This window comes from Streptomyces sp. 8N706 (assembly GCF_052245415.1).
Taxonomy (GTDB): Bacteria; Actinomycetota; Actinomycetes; order Streptomycetales; family Streptomycetaceae; genus Streptomyces.
The window spans coordinates 13055-37818 of record NZ_JBQQBW010000067.1 but is presented as its reverse complement, the minus strand read 5'-3'; the positions used below and the strand labels follow the sequence as shown (position 1 = coordinate 37818).

The 24764-nt window shown below is 71.2% G+C and carries 21 protein-coding genes, 1 tRNA gene and 1 pseudogene; 15 read left to right on the top strand and 8 right to left on the bottom strand.

Annotated features, from left to right (window positions below; translation table 11 throughout):
* Positions 1 to 77: 77 nt before the first annotated feature.
* From ACTWQE_RS22825 to ACTWQE_RS22800, 6 genes and pseudogenes are all read left to right on the top strand, one after another.
* Positions 78 to 1169, top strand: coding sequence for an MFS transporter (locus ACTWQE_RS22825; protein ID WP_443330884.1), 1092 nt, complete (start codon positions 78 to 80; stop codon positions 1167 to 1169).
* 8 nt (positions 1170 to 1177) lie between these two features.
* Positions 1178 to 3280, top strand: a pseudogene (locus ACTWQE_RS22820) (molybdopterin oxidoreductase family protein); the annotation flags it as partial.
* Between the two features lie 46 nt (positions 3281 to 3326).
* Positions 3327 to 3926 carry a 4Fe-4S dicluster domain-containing protein gene (locus ACTWQE_RS22815; RefSeq protein WP_443330883.1) on the top strand — a complete coding sequence of 200 codons (600 nt, stop codon included), beginning with the start codon at positions 3327 to 3329 and terminating at the stop codon, positions 3924 to 3926.
* Complete coding sequence (locus tag ACTWQE_RS22810; RefSeq protein ID WP_443330882.1) at positions 3923 to 4573, top strand: ubiquinol-cytochrome c reductase iron-sulfur subunit; 651 nt, start codon at positions 3923 to 3925, stop codon at positions 4571 to 4573. Before ACTWQE_RS22815 ends, ACTWQE_RS22810 begins: the two co-directional genes overlap by 4 nt.
* Positions 4570 to 4989: a hypothetical protein gene (locus ACTWQE_RS22805; RefSeq protein WP_443330881.1), complete on the top strand. Its 420-nt coding sequence runs from the start codon at positions 4570 to 4572 to the stop codon at positions 4987 to 4989. The genes ACTWQE_RS22810 and ACTWQE_RS22805 overlap by 4 nt, the downstream gene beginning before the upstream one ends.
* A gap of 560 nt (positions 4990 to 5549) precedes the next feature.
* Positions 5550 to 5759: a hypothetical protein gene (locus tag ACTWQE_RS22800; RefSeq protein WP_443330880.1), complete on the top strand. Its 210-nt coding sequence runs from the start codon at positions 5550 to 5552 to the stop codon at positions 5757 to 5759.
* A 22-nt stretch (positions 5760 to 5781) separates the two neighbouring features.
* Here ACTWQE_RS22800 and ACTWQE_RS22795 read toward each other — a convergent pair whose 3' ends face one another.
* From ACTWQE_RS22795 to ACTWQE_RS22775, 5 genes are all read right to left on the bottom strand, one after another.
* Positions 5782 to 6270: an MscL family protein gene (locus ACTWQE_RS22795; protein WP_443330887.1), complete on the bottom strand. Its 489-nt coding sequence runs from the start codon at positions 6268 to 6270 to the stop codon at positions 5782 to 5784.
* Positions 6271 to 7061: 791 nt separating this feature from the next.
* On the bottom strand, positions 7062 to 7910 hold the full coding sequence (locus ACTWQE_RS22790) for an S-methyl-5'-thioadenosine phosphorylase (RefSeq protein ID WP_443330879.1): 849 nt from the start codon (positions 7908 to 7910) through the stop codon (positions 7062 to 7064).
* Positions 7911 to 8110: 200 nt separating this feature from the next.
* Complete coding sequence (locus ACTWQE_RS22785; protein ID WP_443330878.1) at positions 8111 to 8476, bottom strand: FmdB family zinc ribbon protein; 366 nt, start codon at positions 8474 to 8476, stop codon at positions 8111 to 8113.
* A gap of 66 nt (positions 8477 to 8542) precedes the next feature.
* Positions 8543 to 9880, bottom strand: coding sequence for an MFS transporter (locus ACTWQE_RS22780; protein WP_443330877.1), 1338 nt, complete (start codon positions 9878 to 9880; stop codon positions 8543 to 8545).
* A gap of 432 nt (positions 9881 to 10312) precedes the next feature.
* Positions 10313 to 11848 carry a potassium/proton antiporter gene (locus ACTWQE_RS22775; RefSeq protein WP_443330876.1) on the bottom strand — a complete coding sequence of 512 codons (1536 nt, stop codon included), beginning with the start codon at positions 11846 to 11848 and terminating at the stop codon, positions 10313 to 10315.
* Between the two features lie 229 nt (positions 11849 to 12077).
* Between ACTWQE_RS22775 and ACTWQE_RS22770 the strand changes: the two genes are divergently transcribed.
* A complete protein-coding gene (locus ACTWQE_RS22770) occupies positions 12078 to 14813 on the top strand; it encodes a penicillin acylase family protein (RefSeq protein ID WP_443330875.1) in 2736 nt (911 codons plus the stop codon).
* Between the two features lie 353 nt (positions 14814 to 15166).
* Here ACTWQE_RS22770 and ACTWQE_RS22765 read toward each other — a convergent pair whose 3' ends face one another.
* Positions 15167 to 15811 (bottom strand): 5-formyltetrahydrofolate cyclo-ligase, encoded by a 645-nt coding sequence (locus tag ACTWQE_RS22765; protein ID WP_443330874.1) that lies wholly within the window; start codon positions 15809 to 15811, stop codon positions 15167 to 15169.
* 82 nt (positions 15812 to 15893) lie between these two features.
* Here ACTWQE_RS22765 and galU point away from each other — a divergent pair, with 82 nt between their 5' ends.
* The 7 genes from galU (at position 15894) to ACTWQE_RS22730 (ending at position 21418) form a co-directional block, all read left to right on the top strand.
* Positions 15894 to 16796 carry a UTP--glucose-1-phosphate uridylyltransferase GalU gene (gene galU, locus ACTWQE_RS22760; RefSeq protein ID WP_443330873.1) on the top strand — a complete coding sequence of 301 codons (903 nt, stop codon included), beginning with the start codon at positions 15894 to 15896 and terminating at the stop codon, positions 16794 to 16796.
* A 4-nt stretch (positions 16797 to 16800) separates the two neighbouring features.
* Entirely contained in the window at positions 16801 to 18171 is a 1371-nt protein-coding gene (gene glp, locus ACTWQE_RS22755; protein ID WP_443330872.1) for a molybdotransferase-like divisome protein Glp, read from the top strand.
* A gap of 53 nt (positions 18172 to 18224) precedes the next feature.
* Positions 18225 to 18764, top strand: coding sequence for a cyclic pyranopterin monophosphate synthase MoaC (gene moaC, locus ACTWQE_RS22750; RefSeq protein ID WP_443330871.1), 540 nt, complete (start codon positions 18225 to 18227; stop codon positions 18762 to 18764).
* 107 nt (positions 18765 to 18871) lie between these two features.
* On the top strand, positions 18872 to 19354 hold the full coding sequence (locus tag ACTWQE_RS22745; protein WP_443330886.1) for a MogA/MoaB family molybdenum cofactor biosynthesis protein: 483 nt from the start codon (positions 18872 to 18874) through the stop codon (positions 19352 to 19354).
* A complete protein-coding gene (locus tag ACTWQE_RS22740; protein ID WP_443330885.1) occupies positions 19351 to 19974 on the top strand; it encodes a GNAT family N-acetyltransferase in 624 nt (207 codons plus the stop codon). The genes ACTWQE_RS22745 and ACTWQE_RS22740 overlap by 4 nt, the downstream gene beginning before the upstream one ends.
* A gap of 151 nt (positions 19975 to 20125) precedes the next feature.
* Positions 20126 to 21253 carry a divisome protein SepX/GlpR gene (gene sepX / locus ACTWQE_RS22735; protein ID WP_443330870.1) on the top strand — a complete coding sequence of 376 codons (1128 nt, stop codon included), beginning with the start codon at positions 20126 to 20128 and terminating at the stop codon, positions 21251 to 21253.
* 91 nt (positions 21254 to 21344) lie between these two features.
* A tRNA-Ala gene (locus ACTWQE_RS22730) sits at positions 21345 to 21418 on the top strand.
* 360 nt (positions 21419 to 21778) lie between these two features.
* Here ACTWQE_RS22730 and trxA read toward each other — a convergent pair.
* Positions 21779 to 22219 (bottom strand): thioredoxin, encoded by a 441-nt coding sequence (gene trxA / locus ACTWQE_RS22725; RefSeq protein ID WP_443330869.1) that lies wholly within the window; start codon positions 22217 to 22219, stop codon positions 21779 to 21781.
* A 160-nt stretch (positions 22220 to 22379) separates the two neighbouring features.
* Here trxA and ACTWQE_RS22720 point away from each other — a divergent pair, with 160 nt between their 5' ends.
* Complete coding sequence (locus tag ACTWQE_RS22720; RefSeq protein ID WP_443330868.1) at positions 22380 to 23921, top strand: dihydrolipoyl dehydrogenase family protein; 1542 nt, start codon at positions 22380 to 22382, stop codon at positions 23919 to 23921.
* A 346-nt stretch (positions 23922 to 24267) separates the two neighbouring features.
* On the opposite strand, the gene ACTWQE_RS22715 is transcribed toward ACTWQE_RS22720, so the two are convergent.
* Positions 24268 to 24762 (bottom strand): GNAT family N-acetyltransferase, encoded by a 495-nt coding sequence (locus tag ACTWQE_RS22715; RefSeq protein ID WP_443330867.1) that lies wholly within the window; start codon positions 24760 to 24762, stop codon positions 24268 to 24270.
* Positions 24763 to 24764: the final 2 nt, after the last annotated feature.

Here is a 24764-nt window from a genome sequence, read left to right as displayed (position 1 = left end):
GGGGTAGATCGGGGCCCTGCCCATGGGGGCGACGCTCGGGCCGCCTCTCACCCACGCGAGGCATAAAGCGGGCAAAATTGTATATACACGGCTACGGTGACGGCGTGCCCGAGTCCTCAGACACGCCCCGGGAAACCCCCGCCCCCTCTGCCGCAAGCCTCCGGGCGACAACGGTGGCCACTGCTGTCTCCGTGCTGCTGACCCTCGCCATCGTGCTCGGCAGCCGCTTACTGCGCGATGTCGACGCCGCCCAACTGCCGTACACCGTTGCCACCGTCTTTCTCGCCTTCGGCGTCGCCTACCGCTATACGGTCTGGGCGTCCGCCCCGGCCGCCCGGCGACTCGTCCGGCAGGGCATGCGCGGCTTCTTCTCGACCGCCGGATTCCGCAGGGCTCCTGCCGCGCTGCCCGGGATGCTCGCCACCTGCCTCGGCTTCCGACGGTTCGGCGGCCCGCGGGCGCGCGCTCGCTGGATCGCGCACCAGTCGGTGCTCTGGGGCTGTGTGCTGGCGGCGCTGATCACCTTCCCGCTCGCCTGGGGCTGGTTCACCTTCACCTCCGTCAGCTCCTCCGGGTCGGGTTACGCGTTGCGGCTCTGGGGTCTCGAGGTGGCCGGCTTCGACTCCTCAGCCCTGGCCGGATGGGCGGTGTTCCATGTCCTGGACCTGGCCGCCGTGCTGGTCATCGCGGGTTCGGGATACTTCCTCTGGCGGCGGATCAGGGACCGTGGCCCGGTGACCGGCCAGCGCTTCGCCTATGACGTGGTCCCGCTGCTCGTTCTGATCGTGATCTCGGTGAGCGGGCTGCTGCTGACCTTCTCCTCGGCCCTTCTGCAGGGTGGCGGCTATGAGTTCTTGGCCATCCTGCACATGGTGTCGGTGGTGTTCGGCCTGATCTGCCTCCCGTTCGGAAAGTTCTTCCATATCGTGCAGCGGCCTGCGACGGCCGGTCTGCAACTTGCCACGGATACCTCCCGTCACCACGAGCCGGTCCTCACCTGCCGGCGCTGCGCGGAACCGATGGCCACCGCTCCGCACATCGAGAACCTTCGCGGCACCATGCGTGAGCTGAACCTCGGCTTCGACGCATGTGCCGAGTACTGCCCGGCCTGCAGACGGGTGCTGCGCGGCAGCGCCTATCTCTCGCAGGTGAAGAAGGGCTTCCGGTGACGGCCCCCGCCACGGTGGACGGCGAGACGCTCGTGCCCACGCACTGCTGCTTCTGCGGAGTGCAGTGCGGAATGTATCTGCGGGTCGACCGGGGCGGCACGGTCTTCGGCATCGAGCCACGTGACCACGACATCAACCGGATGCGGCTGTGCTCCAAGGGCATCAACGCGTACCAGCAGATCAACCACCCCGACCGGCTGACCACCCCCCTCGTCCGGCGCTCCCGGGACGAGCCCTTCCGCGAAGCCTCCTGGGAGGAGGCGCTGGACTTCACCACCGCCGAGATCGAGCGCATCCAGGGCACGTACGGGCGTGACGCCATCGGGCTGCTGGGCGGATCGAGCCTCTTCACCGAGAAGACCTATCTCGTGGGCAAGTTCGCCCGGGTCGCGCTGAAGACCCGGCATGTCGACTACAACGGCAGACTGTGCATGGTCAGCGCCGCCAGTGCGAATCTGCTTGCCTTCGGTATCGACCGCGCCGGCAACCCTTTCTCCGACATCCTCCTCTCCGACTGCCTGCTCATCGCCGGCTCGAACGTCGGCGAGTGTTTCCCCGTCCTGACCCAGTACCTCTGGGGTGCCCGGGACCGCGGGGCGAGCCTGATCGTTGTCGACCCGCGCGAGACGCCGATCGCCCGTACCGCGGACCTCCATATCGCTCTCCGGCCCGGCACCGACTCCGCCTTCTTCAACGCGGTGCTGCACGTCGTCGTACGTGACGGCCTCACCGATCCCGTCTTCCTCGCCCAGCACACCACCGGCTGGGAGGAGGTGAGGAAGACGGTCGGCACATACCCGCCCGAGCGGGCCGCCGAGATCTGCGGAGTGCCCGCCGAACAGATCGTGCGAACCGCCCGTCTCTTCGGCCGGGCCCGGAACGCCATGGCCTGGCACGCGCGCGGTATCGAGCACCACACCCAGGGCGTCGAGAACTGTCTCTCCGTCATCAATCTCTGCGTGGCCACGGGCAATATCGGGCGGCCCGGCGCCGGATACGGCACGCTCACCGGGCAGGGCAACGGACAGGGCGGACGGGAACACGGCCAGAAGTCCGACATGCTCCCCGGCGGCCGGTCCATCGCCGACCCCGGACACCGCCGCGAGATCGCCCGGATCTGGGGCATCGAGGAATCCGAACTGCCCGAGGCCGGCACCTCGATGACGGAGATGGTCCGGCAGATGCGGCGTGGCGAGATCCGCGGACTGCTCGGTGTCTGCAACAACCCCTTCATCTCCCTTCCCCACCACTCGGCCGTCAAGGACGGCTACACCACCCTCGAATTCCACGCCCAGTGCGACTTCTTCCTCTCCGAGACCGCCGCCAACGCCCATGTGGTCCTGCCCGTCACCACCTGGGCGGAGGACGAAGGAGTGATGACCAACGCCGAGGCGCGGGTGGTCAAGCACAACAAGGCGCAGCATCCGATGCCCGGCGTACGCACCGACACATGGGTCCTGTGCCAGCTCGCGGTACGGCTCGGCGCCGGCGACCGGTTCGCCTTCGCCGGATCGCGGGAGGTCTTCGAGGAACTGCGGAAGGCCTCGGCAGGCACCGTCAACGACTACTCCGGCATCACCTATGAGCGGCTGGAGGAGACCGGAGGCATCGCCTGGCCATGCCCCTCCACCGACCATCCCGGCACACCGCGCCTCTTCGAGGACGGCCGCACCTACCACGTCGACGGCATGGTCCATCTGCAGGCCGTGGAGTGGCGCGAGCCCACGGACCCGTACGACGACGCGTACCCGATGTCGCTCACCACCGGCCGTACGGTCGCGCACTTCCTCTCGGGCAACCAGACCCGGCGGCTCGCCGGGCTGGTCGAACAGACCCCGCGCCCCTGGGCCGAACTGCATCCCTCGCACGGCTACCGCACCGGCGACCCGGTACGGGTCGTCACTCGCCGTGGGACATGCGTCGTGCCTGCCCTGGTGACCGAGGCCATCCGGCCCGACACCGTGTTCATGCCGTACCACTGGCCGTACCCCGTGGCGGCGAACGCCCTGACCACCGACGCCCTGGACCCCCGCTCCAAGATCCCCGGGTACAAGGTCTGCGCCTGCCGGATCGAACGGGCCCCGGCTGCCGCCGAGGTGCCCGAACCGCCCACCGTGTCGCCGGCCCGCGACACGGACGGGGCCGGGTGAGCCGCCGATGATGGGCAGGACGCTCTTCATCGACCCGGGCCGCTGCATCGGCTGCCAGGCCTGTGTCGCCGCCTGCCGCGAGTGCGACACGCACCGCGGTACATCGATGATCCACCTCGACCACCCGGACGAGGGCCATAGCGTCGCCTCCTCTCCCACTGTGTGCATGCACTGCGAGGACCCCGTCGCGCCGTGCGCCGAGGTGTGCCCGGCGGACGCGATCCTCGTCACTCAGGACGGGGTCGTGCAGCAGGCCGACCCCTCGCGCTGCTTCGGTTGCTCGAACTGCGTGAACGCCTGCCCGTTCGGAGTTCCCGAGATCGACCTCGGGATGAGGCTCCAGAGAAAGTGCGACCTCTGTTACGACCGCACGGCCCGCGGTCTCGCCCCTTCGTGCGCCACCGTCTGCCCGACCGGCGCGCTGTTCTACGGAACCCTCGACGAGCTCCGGGCGGCACGGCCCGGAGTCCATGTCGCCGACTCCTTCGCCTTCGGCGAGGTGCTGGTGAAGACCGGCGTGGCGATGGTCGTCCCCGCCGACAAGGTGGAGTGGCCGGTGCCCGGCGGGCTCCCGGTCGTCGAGGTGAACGGAGTGGACGTCAGGTGACCGATGGCAGGGAGCAGACCACCGCTCCGGCCCCCGCGGCAGCCGAGGACACGGACCGTCAGCCGCTGCGCGACCGGATCAACTCCGACTCCCTGACCACACGCCGGGACTATCTGCGCATCGTGGCCATCGTCTCCGGTGGCCTCGCGGCCGGAGGGCTCGCGGTTGCCGCCGGCGGACTCCACCGGCACGGTGACTCCGAAGGCTCCCCGAAGGCCAAGCGCGTCGCGACCGTGATCGGCGCCGGTGAGTCGGTGGCCTTCCGCTACCCGGGCGAGGAGGACCGCGCGATCGCGGTACGGCTCTCCGACGGTTCCCTCGTCGGCTACTCCGCCGTCTGCACCCATCTGGCCTGCGCCGTGCTCTGGCACGCGGACCGTGGCTTCGAGGGCGAACTCCACTGCCCCTGCCACGATGGCGCCTTCGACGTCCGCACCGGCGACGTCACTGCCGGGCCGCCTCCACGGGGACTGCCCAAGGTGGTCCTCGTCGAGCGTGCCGACGGCAGCGTCTGGGCCATCGGCACGGCCCGCTCCGGTGAGAGCCTCGAGGAGGGGCTGTGCCGCCAGCTCCTGAAGGACTACCCCGAAACAGCCCGTGAGATCGGTTGCCCTGGAGCGCCGCCGCTGGGGGAAGAGCGGGTATGACCGAGCCCCAGCCCGGCTCCGGCCCCAACGAGCCCCGGCCCGGCAGCAGCCAGAACGACCCCTGGCCCGACGCCCGCCGCAACGAGCCTCGCCACGACGACCCTCGCCACGACGAGCCTCTGCCGGGACCCGTCCAGCGGCTCAGGCCGACCAGCGGCAACGGAGACCCGAGGGTCCGCCACACCGGCCCCGGCCCCGGTGCGGGAGGCGAGCAGCAACCGGGGCGCTCCTCGAAGCTGTCCGGCCGTCTCGCCCTGGCGATGACCGTGGTCATCGGCCAGCTCTGGGGTCTGACCATCGCCGGCAACGCGTGGATGCAGGGCCGCACTGACACCGCCGGGTGGCTGGCGGGATTCCTCGGACTGTCGTTCGTGGTCGTCCTGGTGCTGTGGCTGATCGATGCGGAAGACCGCTGACACCGGCTGCCCGGACACTCCGGCACCGCGGCAGAAGTGCCGGACCGCTGTGGTCGCGGTGGGCGGGGAACTCGCAGCGGCAGGCGACCTGGCGAAGGGCAACGCCAACAACCTTCCACCACCGGTCGCCGTGGAGGGCGGGCTTCCACCGCAGCTTCCCGTGCGTTCCTCCCGGACCGCGTCTGCCACGTGGGCTTCCTGGGTCGGGTGGCCTGCTGGGTGGTGCCTTGCCATACGTGCTGCCCGGGAGCGCTGATGGGTGTGCCTTGACTGACGTGCTTCCTGGGTCGGATTTCCTGGGTGGTGGTTTGCGGGGCGCGCTGCGTGGGCCGGGTCTCCTCGGTGGTGCCTTGCGGGGTGCGCCGGGGTTCGCTGTCCGGCCCGCGCCTGCCTGCGCGACTCCCGGTTCTCGTCTGCCGGGCGTCCCTCCCGCGGTGTCACTCCCCGACGATTCCAAGGGAAAGAGCCTCGCGGAACGTTCTGAAGGATGTCTCGGGAGGGCGTCGTGGCGGGCGGCCGGAGGGAAGAGGCAGGGCGCTGGGCACCCGTACCCTGGACGTATGACGACCGCGTCCACGCCCGAGCCTCCTGTCGGCCCCGTGCAGGGGGGCTCTCCCGATGCCGGGGCGGCCAAGCTGGACTTCGAGGACCCACTCGGCCGGCAGTCCGCGGACGACACGGACCGAGGTTGGGGGGAGCGGCCGGTCGGCGGCGACAGCGCCGCTGACCTGGCCCGCTTCCTTGACGAGAAGCCGCCGCACCACCTCTGACGGCGCTGCGGCCGCTGAGCGGCTACTTCTGTGTGGCCTGTGTGGGCTGTGTGGGAACGCGGCCCGTGTCCGGCCGGGACGGCCCCTGCTGCTCCGGCTGCCCCGGCTGCTCCGAGTTGTCGCGCTGGGCGACCAGCGCGTCGCGGATTTCGGCCAGCAACTCGATCTCCGACACCTCGACGGGGGTGGCCTCCACCGGTGCCTTGGCCGCCTGCCGCTCCTTGTAGCGGTTCATCGGAAGGATCATGAGGAAGTAGACGACCGCCGCCGTGATCAGGAAGGTCAGCGTGGCGCTGAGCACGGATCCCCACAGGATGTGGACGCCCTCGGTGACCTGGCCCGCCTTGTTCTTCGAGCAGGTGCCCATGCAGTACGAGTAGTGGTCGAGGTTCTGGGTGCCGAAGGCCCCGACGATGGGGTTGATGACGCCCTTGACCACGGTGTTCACGATGTTCGTGAAGGCCGCTCCGATGACCACGGCGACCGCGAGATCGATCACGTTCCCGCGCATCAAGAACTGCTTGAAGCCGTTCAGGATGCCTTTGTTCTCCTCGCTCACCGTGGGGCCTTTCTCTGCGCGCACGAAGGATGGAACAGACGGTTCCGCAATGTACGGCAGGGTGGGACAGGGCTGTCCAGTCGTGTCCACCGGGAGCGGCGGCGGCCGCCGCCAGCGCCGCGGCAAACAGCGCGAGCCCGGCCGCCAGCGTCCGACGCCGCCTGCGCACGGCCACCAGCAGCCGGTGTCGCCCGCTCCCCGGGCGAATCGGCTCGAAATGCGGCACGTCCCGCAATGGGGGAGTGGGCGTCTGCGGGAAAGAGGGGAATGCCCGCGGAATCCCCGCAGAGGACACGGGCGCCGTCGTGTGGTGCCCAGGCTTCGTCGTACGGGATTCGGCCGCCGTCGTGTGGTGCCCAGGCCTCGTCGCACAGGATTCCGGCGCCCTCGTACGGGGTTCGGGCGCCGTCGTCCGGTACTCGGGCATCGCACTACGGGACATGGGAGTCATGGCAACCACCGCCTGCGGTAAGGAGGTTCTCGCTCGGACGCTCCTCACGATGCACGGCTTTCCCGGACCTCGCTGGGGCCTGTGGACGACCCGCCCGGCTGTGGAAAACCTGGTCACCCACAGGCGCACCACGAGCCTCCCGGGTCCACTCACGCAAACGCCCGCCCGACGTAAGCCCGCCCGACGTAAGCCCGCCCGACGTAAGCCCGCTCGTCGTAAGCCCGCCCCACCGCACACGGGCCCGCATGAGCACCTGCCTGCGTGAGAACCCGCGCCCGCAAGCACGGCCCCGCTACGGCAGGTCGAGCCCGGTGTCCAGGCCGTCCAGTGCCCGCGCACACGGGCAGTCGCGGCCGGCCGACTCCGGCAGTCCGCCCACCGCGTCGAAGAGCACCGACCGCAGCCGCGTCACGTTGTCCGCGAACACCCGGAACACTTCCTCCTGGGAGACGCCCTCACCCGTCTCGGCACCTGCGTCAAGGTCCGTGACCAGCGTCAACGAGGTGTAGCAGAGCGCCAGCTCCCGGGCGAGCACCGCCTCGGGGTGCCCGGTCATACCGACCACCGACCAGCCCTGGGCCGCATGCCAGCGTGACTCCGCCCGAGTGGAGAAGCGCGGGCCCTCGATCACCACGAGCGTCCCGCCGTCCACCGGTTCCCAGTCCCGCCCGCGCGCCGCCGTGACCGCCGCCCGGCGTCCGGTCGGGCAGTACGGATCGGCGAACCCCATGTGCAGGACGTTGGGCGTCTGGCCTTCCGGCAGGGGCTCTCCGTCGTAGAAGGTCTGCGTCCGGGTCTTCGTACGGTCCACGAGCTGGTCCGGTACGAGGAGCGTGCCCGGCCCGTACTCCTCCCGCAGTCCGCCCACCGCGCACGGCCCCAGCACCTGCCGCACCCCGAGTGAGCGCAGCGCCCACAGATTGGCGCGGTAGTTGATGCGGTGCGGTGGCAGATGGTGCTTGCGGCCGTGCCGGGGAAGGAAGGCCACCCGCCGCCCGGCGACCTCGCCGAGGAACAGTGAATCGCTCGGCGATCCGTACGGGGTATCCACCATGATCTCGGTCACATCGTCGAGGAAGGAGTAGAACCCCGATCCGCCGATGACGCCTATCTCCGCCTGCGCGCTGCTCGTCTCGACCATGGGGCCCACCCTATTCGGCACCGCGCAGACGCGGGCCGCGTCGCCCGGAGTCGAGAGGACGGACGCCGCCACCCCTGATTCGAGAGAGCGGGCCCTGCACCCCGAGTCGAGACAAGCGGACCCCGTCGCCTCGAGTCGAGACGACGGGGCCCGCTGCGTCTGTCCGTCAGGCTGCGGTCCGTCCGACCGGCTGCTGTCCGTCAGGCCGCGGAGCTGCTGCTCGCGCTGCCCGCGGACCCACTCGTCGAGGACGAGGCCGAGGTGGAGGCCGACGAGGAGGAAGAAGAGGCCGAGGAAGAAGACGAGCTGGTCGAAGGCGTCGACGACGAAGAACCGCTGTCGCCCTTGGTCTGTCCGGACGACGACTTCGCGGCGCTGCCGGACGACGAGCCGCGGCTGTCGGTCCTGTAGAAACCGGAGCCCTTGAAGACGACACCGACCGCCGAGAACACCTTGCGCAGGCGTCCATCGCAGCTGGGGCACTCCGTGAGCGCCTCGTCGGTGAACTTCTGCACCGCTTCGAGGCCTTCACCGCACTGGGTGCACTGGTACTGATAGGTCGGCACTTGCTCCTCCTGGCACTCTCACTCAATGAGTGCTAACGACGCTCAATAGTGCAGCATTCCACGGGATCAGTCCACTGCAACCGGCACACGGTGACCGAGCCCACGCTCCGCTTCCCCCCACTCGGGCCGTTTCTGCCGCCGCCCCGGGGAGCCGGAGCCCGCCGCCGGGCTCGTGAGACACGCACCCGTCCCCCGCCCGGGCACCAGCCGTCCGCGCAGGGCCACCAGGGTGAGCAGCGCGAGCGCCGTACCGGCCGGCGGCACCGTGAATCCGGCGCTCGGGCCGAACTGGTCCGTCAGGTGCCCGGCTGCCGTCACCGCCGCGGCCTGCCCCAGCGCCACCGAACCGGTCAGCCAGCTGAAGGCCTCGGTACGGGCGGTCGCCGGAACCAGCGACTCCACCAGCGTGTAGCCGGTGATCAGCGCCGGAGCGATGCAGAGGCCGACCAGCAGCCCGAGCCCGCCGAGCAGCAGCGGGGACTGCGGCGTCCAGAGTACTGAGCAGGCCGGCGCCAACGCCGCGTACGCCGCCAGCAACCCCCGCCGGGCGGGAGCACGCCAGGCGATCGCCCCGCACGCCACACCGGCGAGCATGTTTCCGGCCGCGAAGATCCCGTACAGCAGGCCGTTCAGGCCCGGCTCTCCGAGGTCCTGCGTGAAGGCGGTCAGCGACACCTGCATACCGCCGAAGACCGATCCGATCCCCAGGAACGCCACCGCCAGCACCCGTACGCCCGGCACGGCCAGGGCCGGGGCGTGCGGCCCGCTGCCGTCGGTCTCCCCCCGGACGGCGGGAGGCGCGGTACGGCGCTGGGCCGCGAACAGCAGTCCGCCGGCGAGGGTCAGCGCCGCCTCGGCGACCAGGCCCGCCGCCGGGTGCACCCCGGTGCAGAGCGCGGTCGCGAGCACCGGACCGATCACGAACGTCAGCTCGTCCGTCACCGACTCGAACGCGGCCGCGGTCGTCAGCAGCGGACTGCCGTCGAGCACGGCCGCCCAACGGGCCCGCACCATGGGGCCGACCTGGGGAACGGAGGCGCCGGTCGGCACGGCGGCCGCGAACAGCGTCCAGAGGGGCGCACCCGCCAGCGCGAGCGCCGTCAGCAGCCCGGCGGACGCTCCGTGCAGCAGGACGCCGGGGATCAGCACATTGCTCTGTCCGAAGCGGTCCGCGAGCTTGCCGCCCTGCGGGGCGCACAGGGCCATCGAGACGCCGGTGACGGCGGCAACAGCGCCCGCGGCGCCGTACGAGCCGGTCGTGTGCTCGACGAGCAGGACGATGCTGATGGTGAGCATCGCGAAGGGCTGCCGGGCCGTGAAGCCCGGCAGGAGGAAGGTCCATGCGCCCGGTGTGCGCAGCAGTTGCCCGTAACCGGGCCGGGTGGTGGTGACCGCGGATGCCACGGCCGTGCCTTTCCGCCGCCTGGTAGCGCACCTCTCACAGGGCCCGCCGGGGTGGTGGCGGTCGCTCAGTACGGTGCGCCGAGAGCTGTCCTCTCGCGCAGATTCCGCGGTAGATACCGGGTCCGCACCGAGTCGGTGGAACGGGACCGCGGCCGCCGTGCGGTCGCGCCAGCTCTGCGTCAGGCAGAGTGGGTTGTCATGGTGCGGTCCGGATTGTACAGGGCGCAGCGGGGTGAGCCCTTCGATCCATCCGGCATTCAGGGGTCGCTGCCTGTGATGAGATGGCTGTGCCGAGGCGGACAGCTCGAGGTGTCCGGCGCCTCAAGGGACGGGAGATTCCCGGGACTCAAGAGGATGTCCCCGGTCCCCTGCGGAGATGCCCCCGGCCTCAACGGGCCGTCTCCCGGCCTCAAACGGGCCGTCCCCCCGGGCTCAACGGGAGCTGTCGGGGCGCAGCCAGCTCGCCAGCTTTCCGCCCTCCGCCACGGCCCGGAGCCGCTTCTCCGTGGCGTCGCGCACCGGGTCGGTGGCGACGACCAGCAGCTCGTCCCCGCGCCGCAGTACGGTCGTGGGCGTCGGCACGAAGCTCTTCTCCTCACGGACGACGAGGGTCACCGCGGAACCGGCCGGGAGCCGCAGCTCGCCGACCTCCACGCCGTGCATCCTCGACTTCTGCGGGACCGTGACCGACAGCAGATGGCCGCGCAGCCGCTCCAGCGGCGCCGACTCGATCCCGAGGTCCGTCGTCGGCTCGCCCTCGCTCAGCCGCAGTCGCAGCCGCTTGGCGACCCAGGGCAGCGTCGGCCCCTGCACCAGGGTGTAGACGATCACCAGCATGAAGACGATGTTGAAGATCCGCCGGCTGTCGGGGACCTCGTACACCATGGGGATCGTCGCCAGCACAATGGGCACGGCCCCGCGCAGCCCCGCCCATGACAGCAGGAGCCGTTCCGCCCAGGGCGTGCGGAAGGGTGCCGTGCTCACCATCACCGACACCGGCCGCGCCACCACGGTCAGCACCAGGCCCACCACGACCGCGGGCAAGATGTCGTCGCCCAGTTCGTGCGGGGTGACCAGCAGGCCGAGCAGGACGAACATCCCGATCTGGGCGAGCCAGCCCAGGCCCTCGGCGAAGCCGCGGGTCGCAGGCCAGTGCGGCAGCTTGGCGTTGCCCAGGATCAGGGCCGCGACATAGACGGCGAGGAATCCGCTGCCGTGGGCCAGCGCGCCTCCCGCGTACGCGACGACGGCGATCGCCATCACGGCGATCGGGTACAGGCCCGATGCGGGCAATGCCACCCGACGCATCAGATACGCCCCGAGCCAGCCCACCGCGATCCCGATCGCCGCACCGATCGCCAGCTCCAGAACGATCTTGCCGAGAAGCAGGTACCACGTCTCGATCGGCCCCGACGAGGAGAAGGCGACGACCAGGATCACCACCGGTGCGTCGTTGAAGCCCGACTCCGCCTCCAGAACGCCGGTCAGCCGCGAGGGGAGCGGCACTCTCCGCAGCACCGAGAAGACCGCCGCGGCATCCGTCGACGACACGACCGCCCCGATGATCAGCGCCTGCCGCCAGTCCAGGCCCACCAGATAGTGCGCGGCCGCCGCGGTGATGCCCACGCTCACCGCGACACCCACCGTCGACAGCACCGCGGCCGTCGGCAGTGCCGGCTTGATCTCCTGCCACTTCGTGCCCAGTCCACCCTCGGCCAGGATCACCACGAGAGCGGCATAGCCGATCAACTGGGTAAGTCCGGCATCGTTGAAGGCGATTCCGATTCCGTCCTGGCCTATCGCAATGCCGATGCCCAGGTAGATGAGCAGGCTCGGCAGCCCGCTGCGGGAGGAAATCCGGACAGCCGCCACCGCGAAGAGCAGGACGAGCGAACAGATCAGCAGGAGTTCGTTGAGGTGGTGGACAGTCAGGGGCCGGACCCTTTCTTGCGTTATCGGTCGGAACATCCGTTCCGGCCGACCAGAAGTTCATTGCCTTACCTAATATTTTACGGGTTCTTGACGCGGGCCTGCCGCGACAGGGTCGGTGGCGCCCGCCGGGGAGCCGCCGATGCCGGCGGTGGCCGCCCCGCGGCGGACGCTGCGCCGACACCGACTCCGCGTAAGGACCGCTCCCGCGCTGCGCCTAAGGTTGCTCCTGCATTCCCAGGACCACCCTGCCCCTCTAAGGACAGCGATGCCCGCCAACAAGACCGGCCCTTCCGGCAAGAAGAAGGGCCGACGCGCCCGGCTTCTCGTGATCGCAGTCGTGCTGCTGCTCGTGGCGGGCTTCGGCTACGGCACGTACTGGAGCGTCAGCACCGTGCGCGCCTCCTTTCCGGAGACCACGGGCTCCGTCAAGCTCAAGGGCCTCTCGGGGCCGGTCCAGGTGAAGCGTGACGGTCATGGCATCCCGCAGATCTACGCCGACACGGACGAGGACCTCTTCCGTGCACAGGGATTCGTCCAGGCGCAGGACCGCTTCTGGGAGATGGACGTCCGCAGGCACATGACGGCGGGCCGTCTGTCCGAGATGTTCGGCGAGAGCCAGGTCGAGACCGACGCGTTCCTGCGCACCATGGGGTGGCGGAAGGTGGCTCAGGAGGAGTACGACCGTAAGCTGTCGCCGGAGACCAAGAAATACCTGCGCGCGTACTCCGAGGGTGTCAACGCCTACTTGAAGGACCACGAGGGCTCCGCCTTGTCCGCCGAGTACGCGGCGATCGGCTTCACCTCCGACTACACCCCCGAGAAGTGGACCCCCGTGGACTCGGTCGCCTGGCTCAAGGCCATGGCCTGGGATCTGCGCGGCAACATGCAGGACGAGATCGACCGTTCGCTGATGTCCAGCCGCCTCACCCGCGAGCAGATAGAAGATCTCTACCCGAAGTACCCGTACGACCGGAACGAGCCGGTCGTCGACGGCGGCGCGGTGGACGAGGCGACCGGGCGGTTCGACCCGAAGGCCTCGGCCCCGCGGAAGGGCGCCGGGGCGGGCACCGGCCCCGGTGGCGCGGCCCAGGGCGCCCGGACGCAGCTGTCCTCGCTGTCCAGGACCCTCGAGAAGATTCCGGCGCTCCTCGGCCCGAGCGGTGACGGGATCGGCTCCAACTCCTGGGTCGTCTCCGGAAAGCACACCGCCACCGGCAAACCGCTGCTGGCCAACGACCCCCACCTGGCGCCCCAGATGCCCTCGCTCTGGTACCAGATGGGCCTGCACTGCCGCACCGTCAGCCCGTCCTGCCGCTTCGACGTGGCCGGCTACACCTTCTCGGGCCTGCCCGGCGTCGTCATAGGCCACAACAAGGACATCGCCTGGGGCTTCACCAACCTCGGAGCGGACGTCTCCGACCTGTACCTGGAGAAGGTCACCAGCGACACCTACCTCTCCGACGGCAAGCAGCTCCCCTTCACGACCCGGCGGGAGACGATCAAGGTCGCGGACGGCGCTGACCGTGAGATCACGGTCCGCTCGACCGGCAATGGACCCATCGTCTCCGACCGTGACGACGAGCTGGGCAAGGTGGGGGAGCAGGCTCCGGTCGGCGACGCCGCACCGGACCGGGGCAGCGGCTACGCGGTCTCGCTGCGCTGGACCGCTCTGGAGCCCGGCAGGACCATGGACTCGATCTTCGGGCTCAACGCCGCCAAGGACTTCAACGGCTTCCGCAAGGCGGCACGCGACTTCGCCGTCCCCTCGCAGAACATGATCTACGCCGACACCGAGGGCCACATCGGCTACCAGGCCCCCGGACGGATCCCGCTCCGCGGCAAGGGCGACGGCCGTTACCCGTCACCCGGCTGGGACTCCGACTACAAGTGGACCGGGTACGTCCCGCAGTCCGCGATGCCCTGGGACCAGGATCCCGAGCGCGGGTACATCGTGACCGCCAACCAGGCCGTCGTCGACCGGACGAAGTACCCCTACCGGCTCACCGAGGACTGGGGCTACGGCGCGCGCAGCCAGCGGATCAACGACCTCATCCAGTCGAAGATCAAGGACGGGGGCAAGATCTCGACGGATGACATGCAGACCATGCAGATGGACAGCAGCAGCGAGATCGCCGAGCTGCTGACGCCGCTCCTGCTCAAGATCGACATCAAGGACCCGTACATCCGCGAGGCGCAGAAACTCCTCGAGGGCTGGGACTACACCCAGGACGCCGACTCGGCCGCGGCCGCCTACTTCAACGCGGTCTGGCGCAACACCCTGAAGCTGGCCTTCGGCAACAAGCTGCCCAAGGAGCTGCGCGTCCAGGGCGAGTGCCTGCGCGTCCGCCCGGCCGACGACACCGGCCCGCTGGAGGACCTGGACGGCAACGCCCGGTTCGTACGGGAGTGCGGCGAGCGCGCTGCCGACGCTGCCCAGCCGGACGGCGGCGACCGCTGGTACGAGGTCGTCCGGACGCTCCTCAAGGACGAGGGGAACGACTGGTGGAAGACGTCCGGCGCCACCGGCCGTACCCCGGGGGACCGCAACCGCGACGAGCTGCTCGCGCACGCCATGAAGGACGCCCGCTGGGAGCTCACGGCCGAACTGGGCAAGGACGTGGACACCTGGAGCTGGGGCCGGCTGCACCAGCTGACCCTGAAGAACCAGACCCTGGGCACCGACGGCCCCGGCTTCCTGCAGTTCGTGTTCAACCGCGGGCCGTGGAACCTCGGCGGCGGCGAGGCGGCGGTGAACGCCACCGGCTGGAACGCGGCAGGGGGCTACGACGTCGTCTGGGTGCCGTCGATGCGGATGGTCGTCAACCTGGCGGACCTCGACAAGTCGAGGTGGATCAACCTCACCGGCGCCTCGGGGCATGCCTACAACGCGCACTACGCCGACCAGACGGACAAGTGGGCCAAGGGCGAGCTGTTGCCCTGGGCCTTCAGCGAGGCGAAGGTGCGGCGCTCGACCTCGGACACCCTGGCGCTGACGCCCTGACCCTTCAGGCTCCGGGGCCGGGCCCTCAGGGCGAGGGCCCGGCCCTGAGTGCAGCCGACCCGGCCCTCGAGGCGCCGAGGCGCCGACGCTCCAGGCCTCGCTGCTCCGCTCCTCGAGGGGCCGTGCCCTGACCCTTCAGGGCCCGGCCCGGCCTTCAGGGTGCAGGGCGGCTGCGCTTCAGATGCCGCTGCTCCGGCCCTCAAGGGGCCGGGGCGTTGATCCTCAGGCGCCCGTGCCCGCGCCTCCAGGCGCCGCTCCGGTCCTCCAGGTTCCGGCGCCCGATGCTCCCTTCACGGTCCCGGTGGTCACCCGCCCCCCGTGGCCGGTCACCGGGACGGTGTCGTACCGGGGTGTCACCGGGAGGCGGCCGTGTTTCCCCCGGCAGGCCCGCGGCGGGTCTCCGTCCCGGGGCCGAAACGGCGGACGCCCGAGGGCGTCACCGCGGCATGGACCGGCCGGTCGTGGCCCTCGGCCGGTACGTCCTCCAGCAGCTCGCCGTCGTAGAGCAGCACCACGAGGGCGGGGTCCGCGCCCGAGCGGGCCAGCCGCGACAGCACACGGTCGTACGAGCCGCCCCCGCGGCCGAGCCGCATGCCCTGCCCGTTCACCGCGAGACCGGGCAGCAGCACCGCGTCCGCCTCCGTGATCGCATCCGGGCCCAGTCGCTCCCCGGCGGGCTCCAGCAGCCCGCGAGCGGCCGCCAGCAGCCGCTCCTCCCCCTCATAGACACCCCAGTCGAGGTCGTTGTCCGCCAACAGCGCCGGGAGAAGCACCCGCACGCCCCGGGTGCGCAGCGCCTCCAGCAGCGCGCGTGTCCCCGGCTCGCGCCCCACCGACACATAGGCGCCCACCGTGCCCGCCCCGGCAAGCTCGGGCAGCTCCAGAGCCCGCCGCGCCAGAACCGCCCCCGTCCTCGAGACGTCATCCGCAGTAAACCCGGCTCTCACCGCCAGGAGGCCTCTCCGCAACTCCGCCTTCGTAAGGTGGCCACCACTCATCACGCGAGCAAAACCTCTCCAATGCGAACGTATTAACCGGAGCCTCATCTTCCGCTCATACGTACCGGTTATGGTTCTCCGCATGAGTGAATCGCGCTCCCGGATCAGCAAGGCTGTCATTCCCGCCGCCGGACTCGGCACCCGTTTCCTTCCGGCCACCAAGGCCACGCCCAAGGAAATGCTGCCGGTCGTGGACAAGCCCGCGATCCAGTACGTCGTCGAGGAAGCCGTCGGAGCGGGACTCCCGGACGTCCTCATGGTCACCGGCCGCAACAAGCGGCCCCTCGAGGACCACTTCGACCGGAACTATGAACTCGAAGAGGCCCTGCGCCGGAAGGGCGACGAGTCCCGCCTGGCCCGGGTCCAGGAGTCCAGCGACCTCGCGACCATGCACTACGTCCGCCAGGGCGACCCCAAGGGCCTCGGCCACGCCGTCCTCTGCGCGGCCCCGCACGTGGGCGAGCAGCCCTTCGCCGTCCTCCTCGGCGACGACCTCATCGACCCCCGCGATCCGCTCCTCGCTCGGATGATCGAGGTCCAGGAGCAGCACGGCGGCAGCGTCGTCGCCCTCATGGAGGTCGACCCGGCCCAGATCCACCTCTACGGCTGCGCTGCCGTCCGGGCCACCGCCGAAGGCGACGTCGTCCAGGTCACCGACCTCGTGGAGAAGCCGGACCCCGCCGAGGCGCCCAGCAACTACGCGATCATCGGCCGGTACGTCCTCGACCCGGCCGTCTTCGAGGTGCTCCGCAAGACCGATCCCGGCCGTGGCGGCGAGATCCAGCTCACCGACGCCCTCCGTACGCTCGCCGAGACGCCGACCCTCGGCGGACCCGTTCACGGCGTGGTCTTCAAGGGCCGCCGCTATGACACCGGCGACCGCGGCGACTACCTGCGTGCCATTGTCAGACTCGCGTGCGAACGTGAAGACCTGGGCCCGGACTTCCGGACCTGGCTTCGCGGTTACGTCACGGAGGAGATGTAGCACTTTGAGCGACACCGCTGAACACGCCGCCGCGTCGGACGGTCTCGGGGACACGCTCCCCGCGGGCACCGGAGCGGCGGCGCCGGTCCACGACGAGCAGCGCGTCTGGACCGTCGAGGAGCACCTCGACGACATCCTGCGGCACATCCGCCCGCTGGACCCCATCGAGCTGCAACTCCTCGACGCCCAGGGCTGCATCCTCGTGGAGGACGTCACCGTCCCGTTCGCCCTGCCGCCCTTCGATAACAGCTCGATGGACGGCTACGCCGTCCGTACCGCGGACGTCAGTGGAGCCTCCGAGGAGTACCCGGCTGTCCTCACGGTCATCGGTGATGTGGCCGCCGGCAGCGGTGAGCTGCCCACTGTCGGCCCGGGCGAGGCCGCCCGCATCATGACCGGCGCCCCCCTGCCGCCCGGAGCCGAGGCCGTGGTCCCCGTCGAGTGGACGGACGGCGGGACCGGCGGCGGGCCGGCCTCCGGTATGCGCTCCGCCGGCGACGCCCCCGAGGGGGCTTCCGGCGAGGTCGCCGTGCACCGCGGCGCCGAGGCGGGAGCGCATGTCCGGACCCGCGGCAGCGACGTATCCGCCGGGGAGCTCGCCCTCGAAGCCGGTACGGTCCTCGGCCCGCCGCAGATCGGACTGCTCGCCGCCATCGGCCGCGGCAGCGTCCGAGTCCGCCCGCGCCCTCGCGTCGTCGTCCTGTCGACCGGCAGTGAACTCATCCAGCCGGGCGAGGAGTTGGGGCCCGGCCGGATCCACGACTCCAACAGCTTCGCGCTCACCGCCGCCGCCCGCGACGCCGGAGCCATCGCCTACCGCGTCGGCGCCGTCGGCGACGACCCCCACACCCTCCGCGCCACCATCGAGGACCAGCTGATCCGCGCCGACATCATCGTCACGAGCGGAGGCGTGAGCGTGGGCGCCTACGACGTCGTCAAGGAGGCCCTGTCGCAGTTCGAGGGCGAGGAGGGGCGGGTGGTGTTCCGCAAGCTCGCCATGCAGCCCGGCAAGCCGCAGGGCTTCGGCCGCATCGGCCGGGACGGCACTCCCCTGCTCGCTCTCCCCGGCAATCCGGTCAGCTCCTATGTCTCCTTCGAGCTCTTCGCACGCCCCGCCATCCGGGCCCTGATGGGGATGGACCCGGCCGGGCGCGAGACGGTCCGCGCGGTGTGCCCGCTGGGCATCGGCTGGTCCCCGAAGGGCAAGCGCCAGTTCCTCCGGGGGCGTTACGCCGACGGGGAGGTCAGTCCCGTCGGTGGCTCCGGGTCCCATCTGGTGAAGGCCCTCGCCCATGCGAACGCGCTGATCGTGGTACCCGAGGATGTCACCTCTGTGGCCCCCGGTGACCAGGTCGAGGTGGTCCTTCTCGGCTGACAGTCGTCCCCTGCCGGTACGGTGTCTGCCCACAGGACCGGATCGGGAGAACGATGAGCAGCGCCGAGCAGCACCTCACCCACCTCGACGACGCGGGCGCCGCCCGGATGGTCGATGTCTCCGGGAAGGACGTCACCGCGCGCACCGCCCGCGCGACCGGCCGTGTGCTCGTCGCACCACGCGTCGTCGAACTGCTGCGCGGTGAGGGCGTGCCCAAGGGCGATGCCCTGGCCACCGCCCGTATCGCCGGAATCATGGGTGCCAAGCGCACCCCGGACCTGATCCCGCTCTGCCACCCGCTCGCGGTCTCCGGGGTGAAGGTCGATCTGTCGGTGGCGGACGACGCCGTGGAGATCGAGGCCACCGTCAGAACGACGGACCGCACCGGCGTCGAGATGGAAGCCCTTACCGCCGTCACCGTCGCCGCCCTCACCGTGATCGACATGGTGAAGGCCGTCGACAAGGCCGCGGCCATCACCGACGTACGCGTCGAGGAGAAGACCGGCGGCAAGTCGGGCGACTGGCTGCGCGCCTCCGCCGAGCAGGCCTCCGCCGGGGAGCCGCGCACCCCCCGTGACGGGGAGGACGGGTGAATCCGGAGCCGACGTCCCGGACCGGCGGCCCGTCATCCGGCCCGTCGGGCGACCACCGGCCGGCCCCGTCCGGTGCCCGGGAGGCCTCGGCGCGGCCGTACCGCGCTCTGGCCGTCACCGTGTCCAACCGTGCCGCCGCCGGTGTCTACGCCGACAAGGGCGGCCCCCTCCTCGTCGAGGGCCTGACCGCCATGGGCTTCCGGACCGACGGGCCACGCGTGGTCCCCGACGGCGACCCCGTCGAAGCCGTGCTGCGCGAGGCCGTCGCCGCCTCGTACGACGTCGTGCTCACCACCGGCGGCACCGGCATCTCGCCCACCGACCGCACCCCCGAGATGGTCCGCCGGGTCGTGGACTACGAGATCCCCGGCATCCCCGAGGCGGTCCGCGCCGAAGGCCTGGCCAAGGTCCCCACCGCCGCGCTCTCCCGAGGGCTGGCCGGAGTCGCCGGGACTACCCTGATCATCAACCTTCCCGGTTCCACCGGAGGCGTCCGCGACGGCCTCGCCGTCCTGGGCCGCCTCCTCGTCCACGCCGTCGACCAGATCCGCGGCGGCGACCACCCCAGCCCCACGGGGAGCGAGAGCTGAACGCGTCCTGGCCGGTCGAACTGGCGGACGGCAACGTCGCCCTTCGCCCCATAAAGCTGCGTGATCAGCGGGCCTGGCGCGAGGTCAACCGGCGCAACCGGGACTGGCTGCGCCCCTGGGAAGCGACCACCCCGCCGCCGTCTCCCGGCACCCCGATGACCCACCGCCCCACGTTCCGGCAGATGGTGCGCCATCTGCGGGCGGAGGCGCACGCAGGACGGATGCTGCCGTTCGTCATCGAGTACGACGGCCGGCTGGCCGGGCAGCTGACGGTGGCCGGGATCACCTGGGGCTCGATGTGCTCGGGCCATATCGGCTACTGGGTCGACGAGGCCGTCGCGGGCCGCGGTGTGATGCCGACGGCGGTGGCACTCGCGGTCGACCATTGTTTCCGTGCGGTCGGGCTGCACCGCATCGAGGTGTGCATCCGGCCCGAGAACACACCGAGCCGACGGGTCGTCGAGAAACTCGGATTCCGTGACGAAGGGCTGCGGCCCCGCTATCTTCACATCGATGGTGCCTGGCGAGACCACCTGGTCTTCGCCCTGACGGCGGAGGAAGTGCCGGAGGGCCTGCTGGCGCGTTGGCACCGGGTCCGTCCCAGGACAGCCTACAAATGAAATAAGTGTTCGAATTTGCGCGGCAGTTGCCCATGGCTGCAGTCCGCCGCTGTCAACAATCACAAAAAAAGTTCGAGATATCAGCCAGATCGTGCGACACACCGCGCCAATTGGCAGATGGGCTCATGCGGACCCCTCTACCGTGTGAGCTGTGAGCAGCAGCGGCCTCATCTACGCAGTCATTGTCGGGGCCTGGGCCGCCTACTTGGTGCCGATGTGGCTCCGTAGGCAGGACGAGCTGAATGAAGCCCGTCCGACGGAACGCTTCAGCACCGCCATCCGGCTGCTGTCCGGACGGGCGGGAATGGAGCGCCGTTACGCCAAGGGCCTGGAGGAGCGCAACTCCGGCGACGCGGACGCCTTCGACGACCCGGGCGCTCCAGCCGAACGGGAACGGGGCGTGACCGCCCCGGACGCCGTGACCGACTCGGTCGACGTCCGGGCCTTCGCGGTGTCCGCGTCCGTCCCCGAGATCCCTCGTGGGTCCGAGACCCCTCGCGCCGACGACGGGCCCGGCCGTACGGAGCACCTCGCCCCCCGACCCGCCGCCCGCCCGTCGCCGTCCGCCGCGGAACGTGCCCGGCGCTCGAAGGTCCTCGCGCGCCGACGGCGCACCACCATGGTGCTGTTCCTCGCCTTCACCCTGGGGTCGATCGTGGCCGCGGTGGGCGGCCTCGCCTTTCTCTGGGCCCCGGCCGTGCCGGCGATACTGCTCAGCGTCTATATCGTCCATCTGCGGGCACAGGAGCGCCGCCGCTTCGCCTTCACCATGGACCAGCGCCGGGCCGAGGAGGCCGCGCAGCGGCTGCGGGAACACCGGTCGCGCACCTCCACCCGGACGGAATCCGTCGCCGGGGACGACTCCGCGGACGCCGACCCCGCGGAGTCCGGCCCGGTGACCGCGGCGACGCCGGGTCCCTCCCCGCACACCGCGGGGCGGCGTGCCCTGGTCGAGCAGACGGATCACGCGGAGTGGGTGGACCAGCAGCGCGGCCGTGGTGAGGGCGAGAGCTGGGACCCGGTGCCGGTGCCCCTGCCCACATACGTCACTGCCCCGGTTGCCCCGCGGGCCCCCGGCAGCGTGGACCTCGACGCCCCGGACGCCTGGAGCTCGGCCAGGTCCAGCGCCGTCGAGCCGGCCGCCGAGGCCGCGCCCGCCGCCCCGGAGCGCGCGCTCGCCCCGTCCCGCCCGCCCGGCCGCCGCGCGCGCGATCGCGGCCGCACCCCGCTCTTCGACCAGTACGCCGACGAGGACCGGCCCCGCGCGGCCAACGAGTGACGTGCCCCCGGGCGGTGCTCGGGGGGCCCACCAGCACGGGAAGCGATTTCCGAGCACCCCGAGCGGGATGCTAAAGTTTCATCCGTTGCAAGGGCCTGTGGCGCAGTCCGGTAGCGCACCTCGTTCGCATCGAGGGGGTCAGGGGTTCAATTCCCCTCAGGTCCACCGCATCGCAACCCCGTCGGGACGTCCCGGCGGGGTTTTTTGCGTGTCCGGCGTTGCTGGGAGTCCGAAAAAGGCGGGCATGAGCCTGAGGGCGTCACGGCGTCGTCAGGGGCGTCCGAGGCGTCGTCGTGCCGGGCAGGCGGGCAACTGTGCGATGTCCGGCGGTGCTTGGCGGCGGGGGCGGACCAAGTGGCGTACGGGGTGGGCAGTTGCTCACGGGGCCGGGCCGGCGGGCGGACACACGGAAGGCCCCGGCCTCGAGGCACGCCGTACCGACAGCATCTCGAGGGCCGGGGCCTTCCGGGCGCTACCAGGGGGCCGGTCGTACGCGTCCGGAGCCCGATTGCGCGTGCGGTCAGCTCACGCCGACGGATCCGGCTGGGCGCTCTGCTGCTGACCCGGGCCGCCGGCCGCGTTCTGGGCGGCTTCCTGTTCGGCGGCCGCCTGCTGTTCGGCGACGGACTTGTGCACTTCCGCCATGTCCAGCTCGCGTGCCTGACCGATCACGTCCTCCAGCGCGGTCTCCGGCAGCGCGCCCGGCTGGGCGAAGACCGCCACGTTCTCCCGCACGATCATCAGCGTCGGGATCGACCGGATGTCGAAGGCCGCCGCCAGCTCGGGCTGGGCCTCCGTGTCGATCTTGCCGAAGATCAGGTCGGAGTGGCGCTCGGCGGCCTGCTCGTAGACCGGCGCGAACTGACGGCAGGGGCCGCACCAGGAGGCCCAGAAGTCGATCAGCACAAAGTCGTTCGCGGAGACGACCTCGTCGAAGTTTTCCTTGGTCAGCTCGACCGTACTCATGTGTCCTTACCTGCTTCCGGATGACGTCGGCGGGTGTCCCACTGAAGGGAACGAGGGGGAGCCTGTCCGTATTCCGGTGGTTCATGTGGCCGACTTCGGGGGACGGCGGAAGGATGGCGTCATCCCCGAGCGGCACCCCCCGATGGAGAGGCGGAGCGCGATGAGCCCGAGCCCGGAAACAGCCGAGGAGTACGAGCGGGAGGACCAGTACGACGTCGTCGTGCTCGGCGGGGGACCGGCCGGCGAGGTCCTCGCCGAGCGGGTGCGCGCAGCCGGGCTGGCCACCGTGCTCGTGGAGAACGCACTGGTGGGCGGCGAGTGCTCGTACTGGGCGTGTATGCCCAGCAAGGCGCTGCTGCGGCCGGTCGCCGCGCTCGCCGAGGCGCGGGATGTCGCCGGGGCGCGGGAGGCGGTGAGCGGCAGCCTGGACGCGGCGGCCGTACTGGCCCGCCGGGACGCTTTCGCCGCGCACTGGCGCGACGACGGCCAGCGGGCCTGGGTGGACTCCACCGGCGCGGACGTCGTCCGGGGCGCGGGCCGTCTCGTCGGTCCGTACAAGGTCGCCGTACGGACGCCCGAGGGCGGCCGGCGGCTGCTGACCGCGCGCCACGCCGTCGTCGTGTCCACCGGCAGCAGGGCCGTGGTTCCCGATCTGCCGGGCGTCGCGGAGGCACGGCCGTGGACCAGCCGGCAGGCCACCAGCGCGCGGGAGGTCCCCGGGCGGCTGGCCGTCGTGGGCGGCGGGGTCGTCGGCGTGGAGATGGCCACGGCCTGGCAGGCGCTCGGGTCGTCGGTCACGATGCTGGTGCGTGGCGGCGGGCTGTTGCCACGGATGGAGGCGTTCGCGGGAGAGCTGGTCGCCGAGGAGCTCACGGACGCCGGGGTGACGATCCGCACGGGCGTATCGGCGACGGGTGTACGGCGTCCGGGCGGGAGCGGGCCGGTGACCGTGTTTCTCGACAGCGGTGAGGAGATCGTCGCCGACGAGGTGCTGTTCGCCACCGGGCGCGCGCCCCGCACCGACGACCTGGGGCTGGAGACCGTCGGGCTGAAGCCGGGTTCCTGGATCGAGGTGGACGACACCTGCCGGGTGACGGCCGTGAAGGGCGACTGGCTGTATGCGGTGGGCGATGTCAACCACCGGGCGCTCGTCACCCACCAGGGCAAGTACCAGGCACGGATCGCGGGCGCCGTGATCGCCACCCGCGCACAGGGCGTGCCGCTGCTGGAGACGGACCCGTGGGGCGCGCATGTGGCGACCGCTGACACGGCGGCCGTGCCGCAGGTGGTGTTCAGCACGCCCGAGGTCGCTGCGGTCGGGCTGACGGCGGCGGAGGCGGAGCGCCAGGGCCGCCGGGTGCGCGTCGTCGACTACGACCTGGGGCAGGTGCCGGGTGCCTCCCTGTACGCGGACGACTACCGGGGGAGGGCCAGGATGCTGGTCGACCTGGACCGCGGGCACCTGGTCGGCGTGACCTTCGTGGGCGCCGGAGTGGGGGAGCTGTTGCAGTCCGCGACGATCGCCGTCGCGGGAGAGGTGCCGGTCGACCGGCTGTGGCACGCGGTCCCGGCGTTTCCGACGATGAGCGAGGTCTGGCTGCGGTTGCTGGAGGAGTACCGCGGCGCGCAGCTCTGGCCGGTCGGTACCCCGACGCTGACCGAGTACGACCGGCTCGCCCCGGGACCGGGCATCACCTGGTGAGTCCCGGGCCAGTTACGCCCCGGCAGGGGTGCCGGGGGAGGGGCCGGGCGGGCGGCCGTTGCGCGGCGTCTTCGGCGCGGCCTCTCGCCGGACCCCAGGACGACGGCCCGGCCGCCGCGCCGGAGCGCTACGACCTGGGACAGCTGCGCGTGGGCGGCACCAGGTCGCCCACACGCCGTCGGCAGAGCCTCAGCGGTCGTCGGCGGCCGTTGAAGGTGTCCTTCAGGCGCGAGGAGACTGTCCGGCTGGACGTGACCGGACGGCCGCTCCTCGCCGCACAGCCGGGCGGCCGAGCGGGCGGGGCCGGCCGGGACGTCGCGTCCGGGCGCCGGCCAGGTGGGCGGGGTCAGCCGGGGAGCCCCGGGCCGGTGAGGGGTTTGGTGAAGCAGCGGCTCTCCTTCTCGAAGCGGTAGATGCCGAACTTCGGCACCGCCGGGGCGTAGCCGCTCGAGGCATAGAGCGCGATGGCCTCCGGCTGCTTGGTGCCGGTCTCCAGGACCATGCGGCGGCGGCCGGCCTGCCGGGCGCTCTCCTCCAGGGCCGCGAGGACCTGGCGGGCGAGGCCCTGCCCGCGGGCCTCCCGCACCACGTACATGCGTTTGATCTCGGCGTCGCCGTCCGCGTAGCCCTCGTCACTCGCGTCCTGGGCACGCCAGCCGCCGGACGCCACGGGGCGGCCGGTGTCGTAGACGACCAGGTACAGCCCGTTCGGCGGGTCGAACTGCGCCGGGTCCATGGGCGTGAGATCACCGTCGCCGTACCGCTCGGCGTACTCGAGCTGCACCTCGGCGCTGAGCTTCAGGGCGTCGGTGTGGTCGTAGCGCACGGTGCGGATCTGCATGA

Bases quoted from the DNA above. Each gene is read 5' to 3' on its own strand.
- ACTWQE_RS22815 (WP_443330883.1), top strand. From the start codon at position 3,327: ATGATGGGCAGGACGCTCTTCATCGACCCGGGCCGCTGCATCGGCTGC.
- ACTWQE_RS22805 (WP_443330881.1), top strand. From the start codon at position 4,570: ATGACCGAGCCCCAGCCCGGCTCCGGCCCCAACGAGCCCCGGCCCGGC.
- ACTWQE_RS22800 (WP_443330880.1), top strand. From the start codon at position 5,550: ATGACGACCGCGTCCACGCCCGAGCCTCCTGTCGGCCCCGTGCAGGGG.
- ACTWQE_RS22795 (WP_443330887.1), bottom strand. From the start codon at position 6,270: ATGCGCGGGAACGTGATCGATCTCGCGGTCGCCGTGGTCATCGGAGCG.
- ACTWQE_RS22790 (WP_443330879.1), bottom strand. From the start codon at position 7,910: ATGGTCGAGACGAGCAGCGCGCAGGCGGAGATAGGCGTCATCGGCGGA.
- ACTWQE_RS22775 (WP_443330876.1), bottom strand. From the start codon at position 11,848: ATGTTCCGACCGATAACGCAAGAAAGGGTCCGGCCCCTGACTGTCCAC.
- ACTWQE_RS22770 (WP_443330875.1), top strand. From the start codon at position 12,078: ATGCCCGCCAACAAGACCGGCCCTTCCGGCAAGAAGAAGGGCCGACGC.
- ACTWQE_RS22765 (WP_443330874.1), bottom strand. From the start codon at position 15,811: ATGAGTGGTGGCCACCTTACGAAGGCGGAGTTGCGGAGAGGCCTCCTG.
- galU (WP_443330873.1), top strand. From the start codon at position 15,894: ATGAGTGAATCGCGCTCCCGGATCAGCAAGGCTGTCATTCCCGCCGCC.
- moaC (WP_443330871.1), top strand. From the start codon at position 18,225: ATGAGCAGCGCCGAGCAGCACCTCACCCACCTCGACGACGCGGGCGCC.
- trxA (WP_443330869.1), bottom strand. From the start codon at position 22,219: ATGAGTACGGTCGAGCTGACCAAGGAAAACTTCGACGAGGTCGTCTCC.
- ACTWQE_RS22720 (WP_443330868.1), top strand. From the start codon at position 22,380: ATGAGCCCGAGCCCGGAAACAGCCGAGGAGTACGAGCGGGAGGACCAG.
- ACTWQE_RS22715 (WP_443330867.1), bottom strand. From the start codon at position 24,762: ATGCAGATCCGCACCGTGCGCTACGACCACACCGACGCCCTGAAGCTC.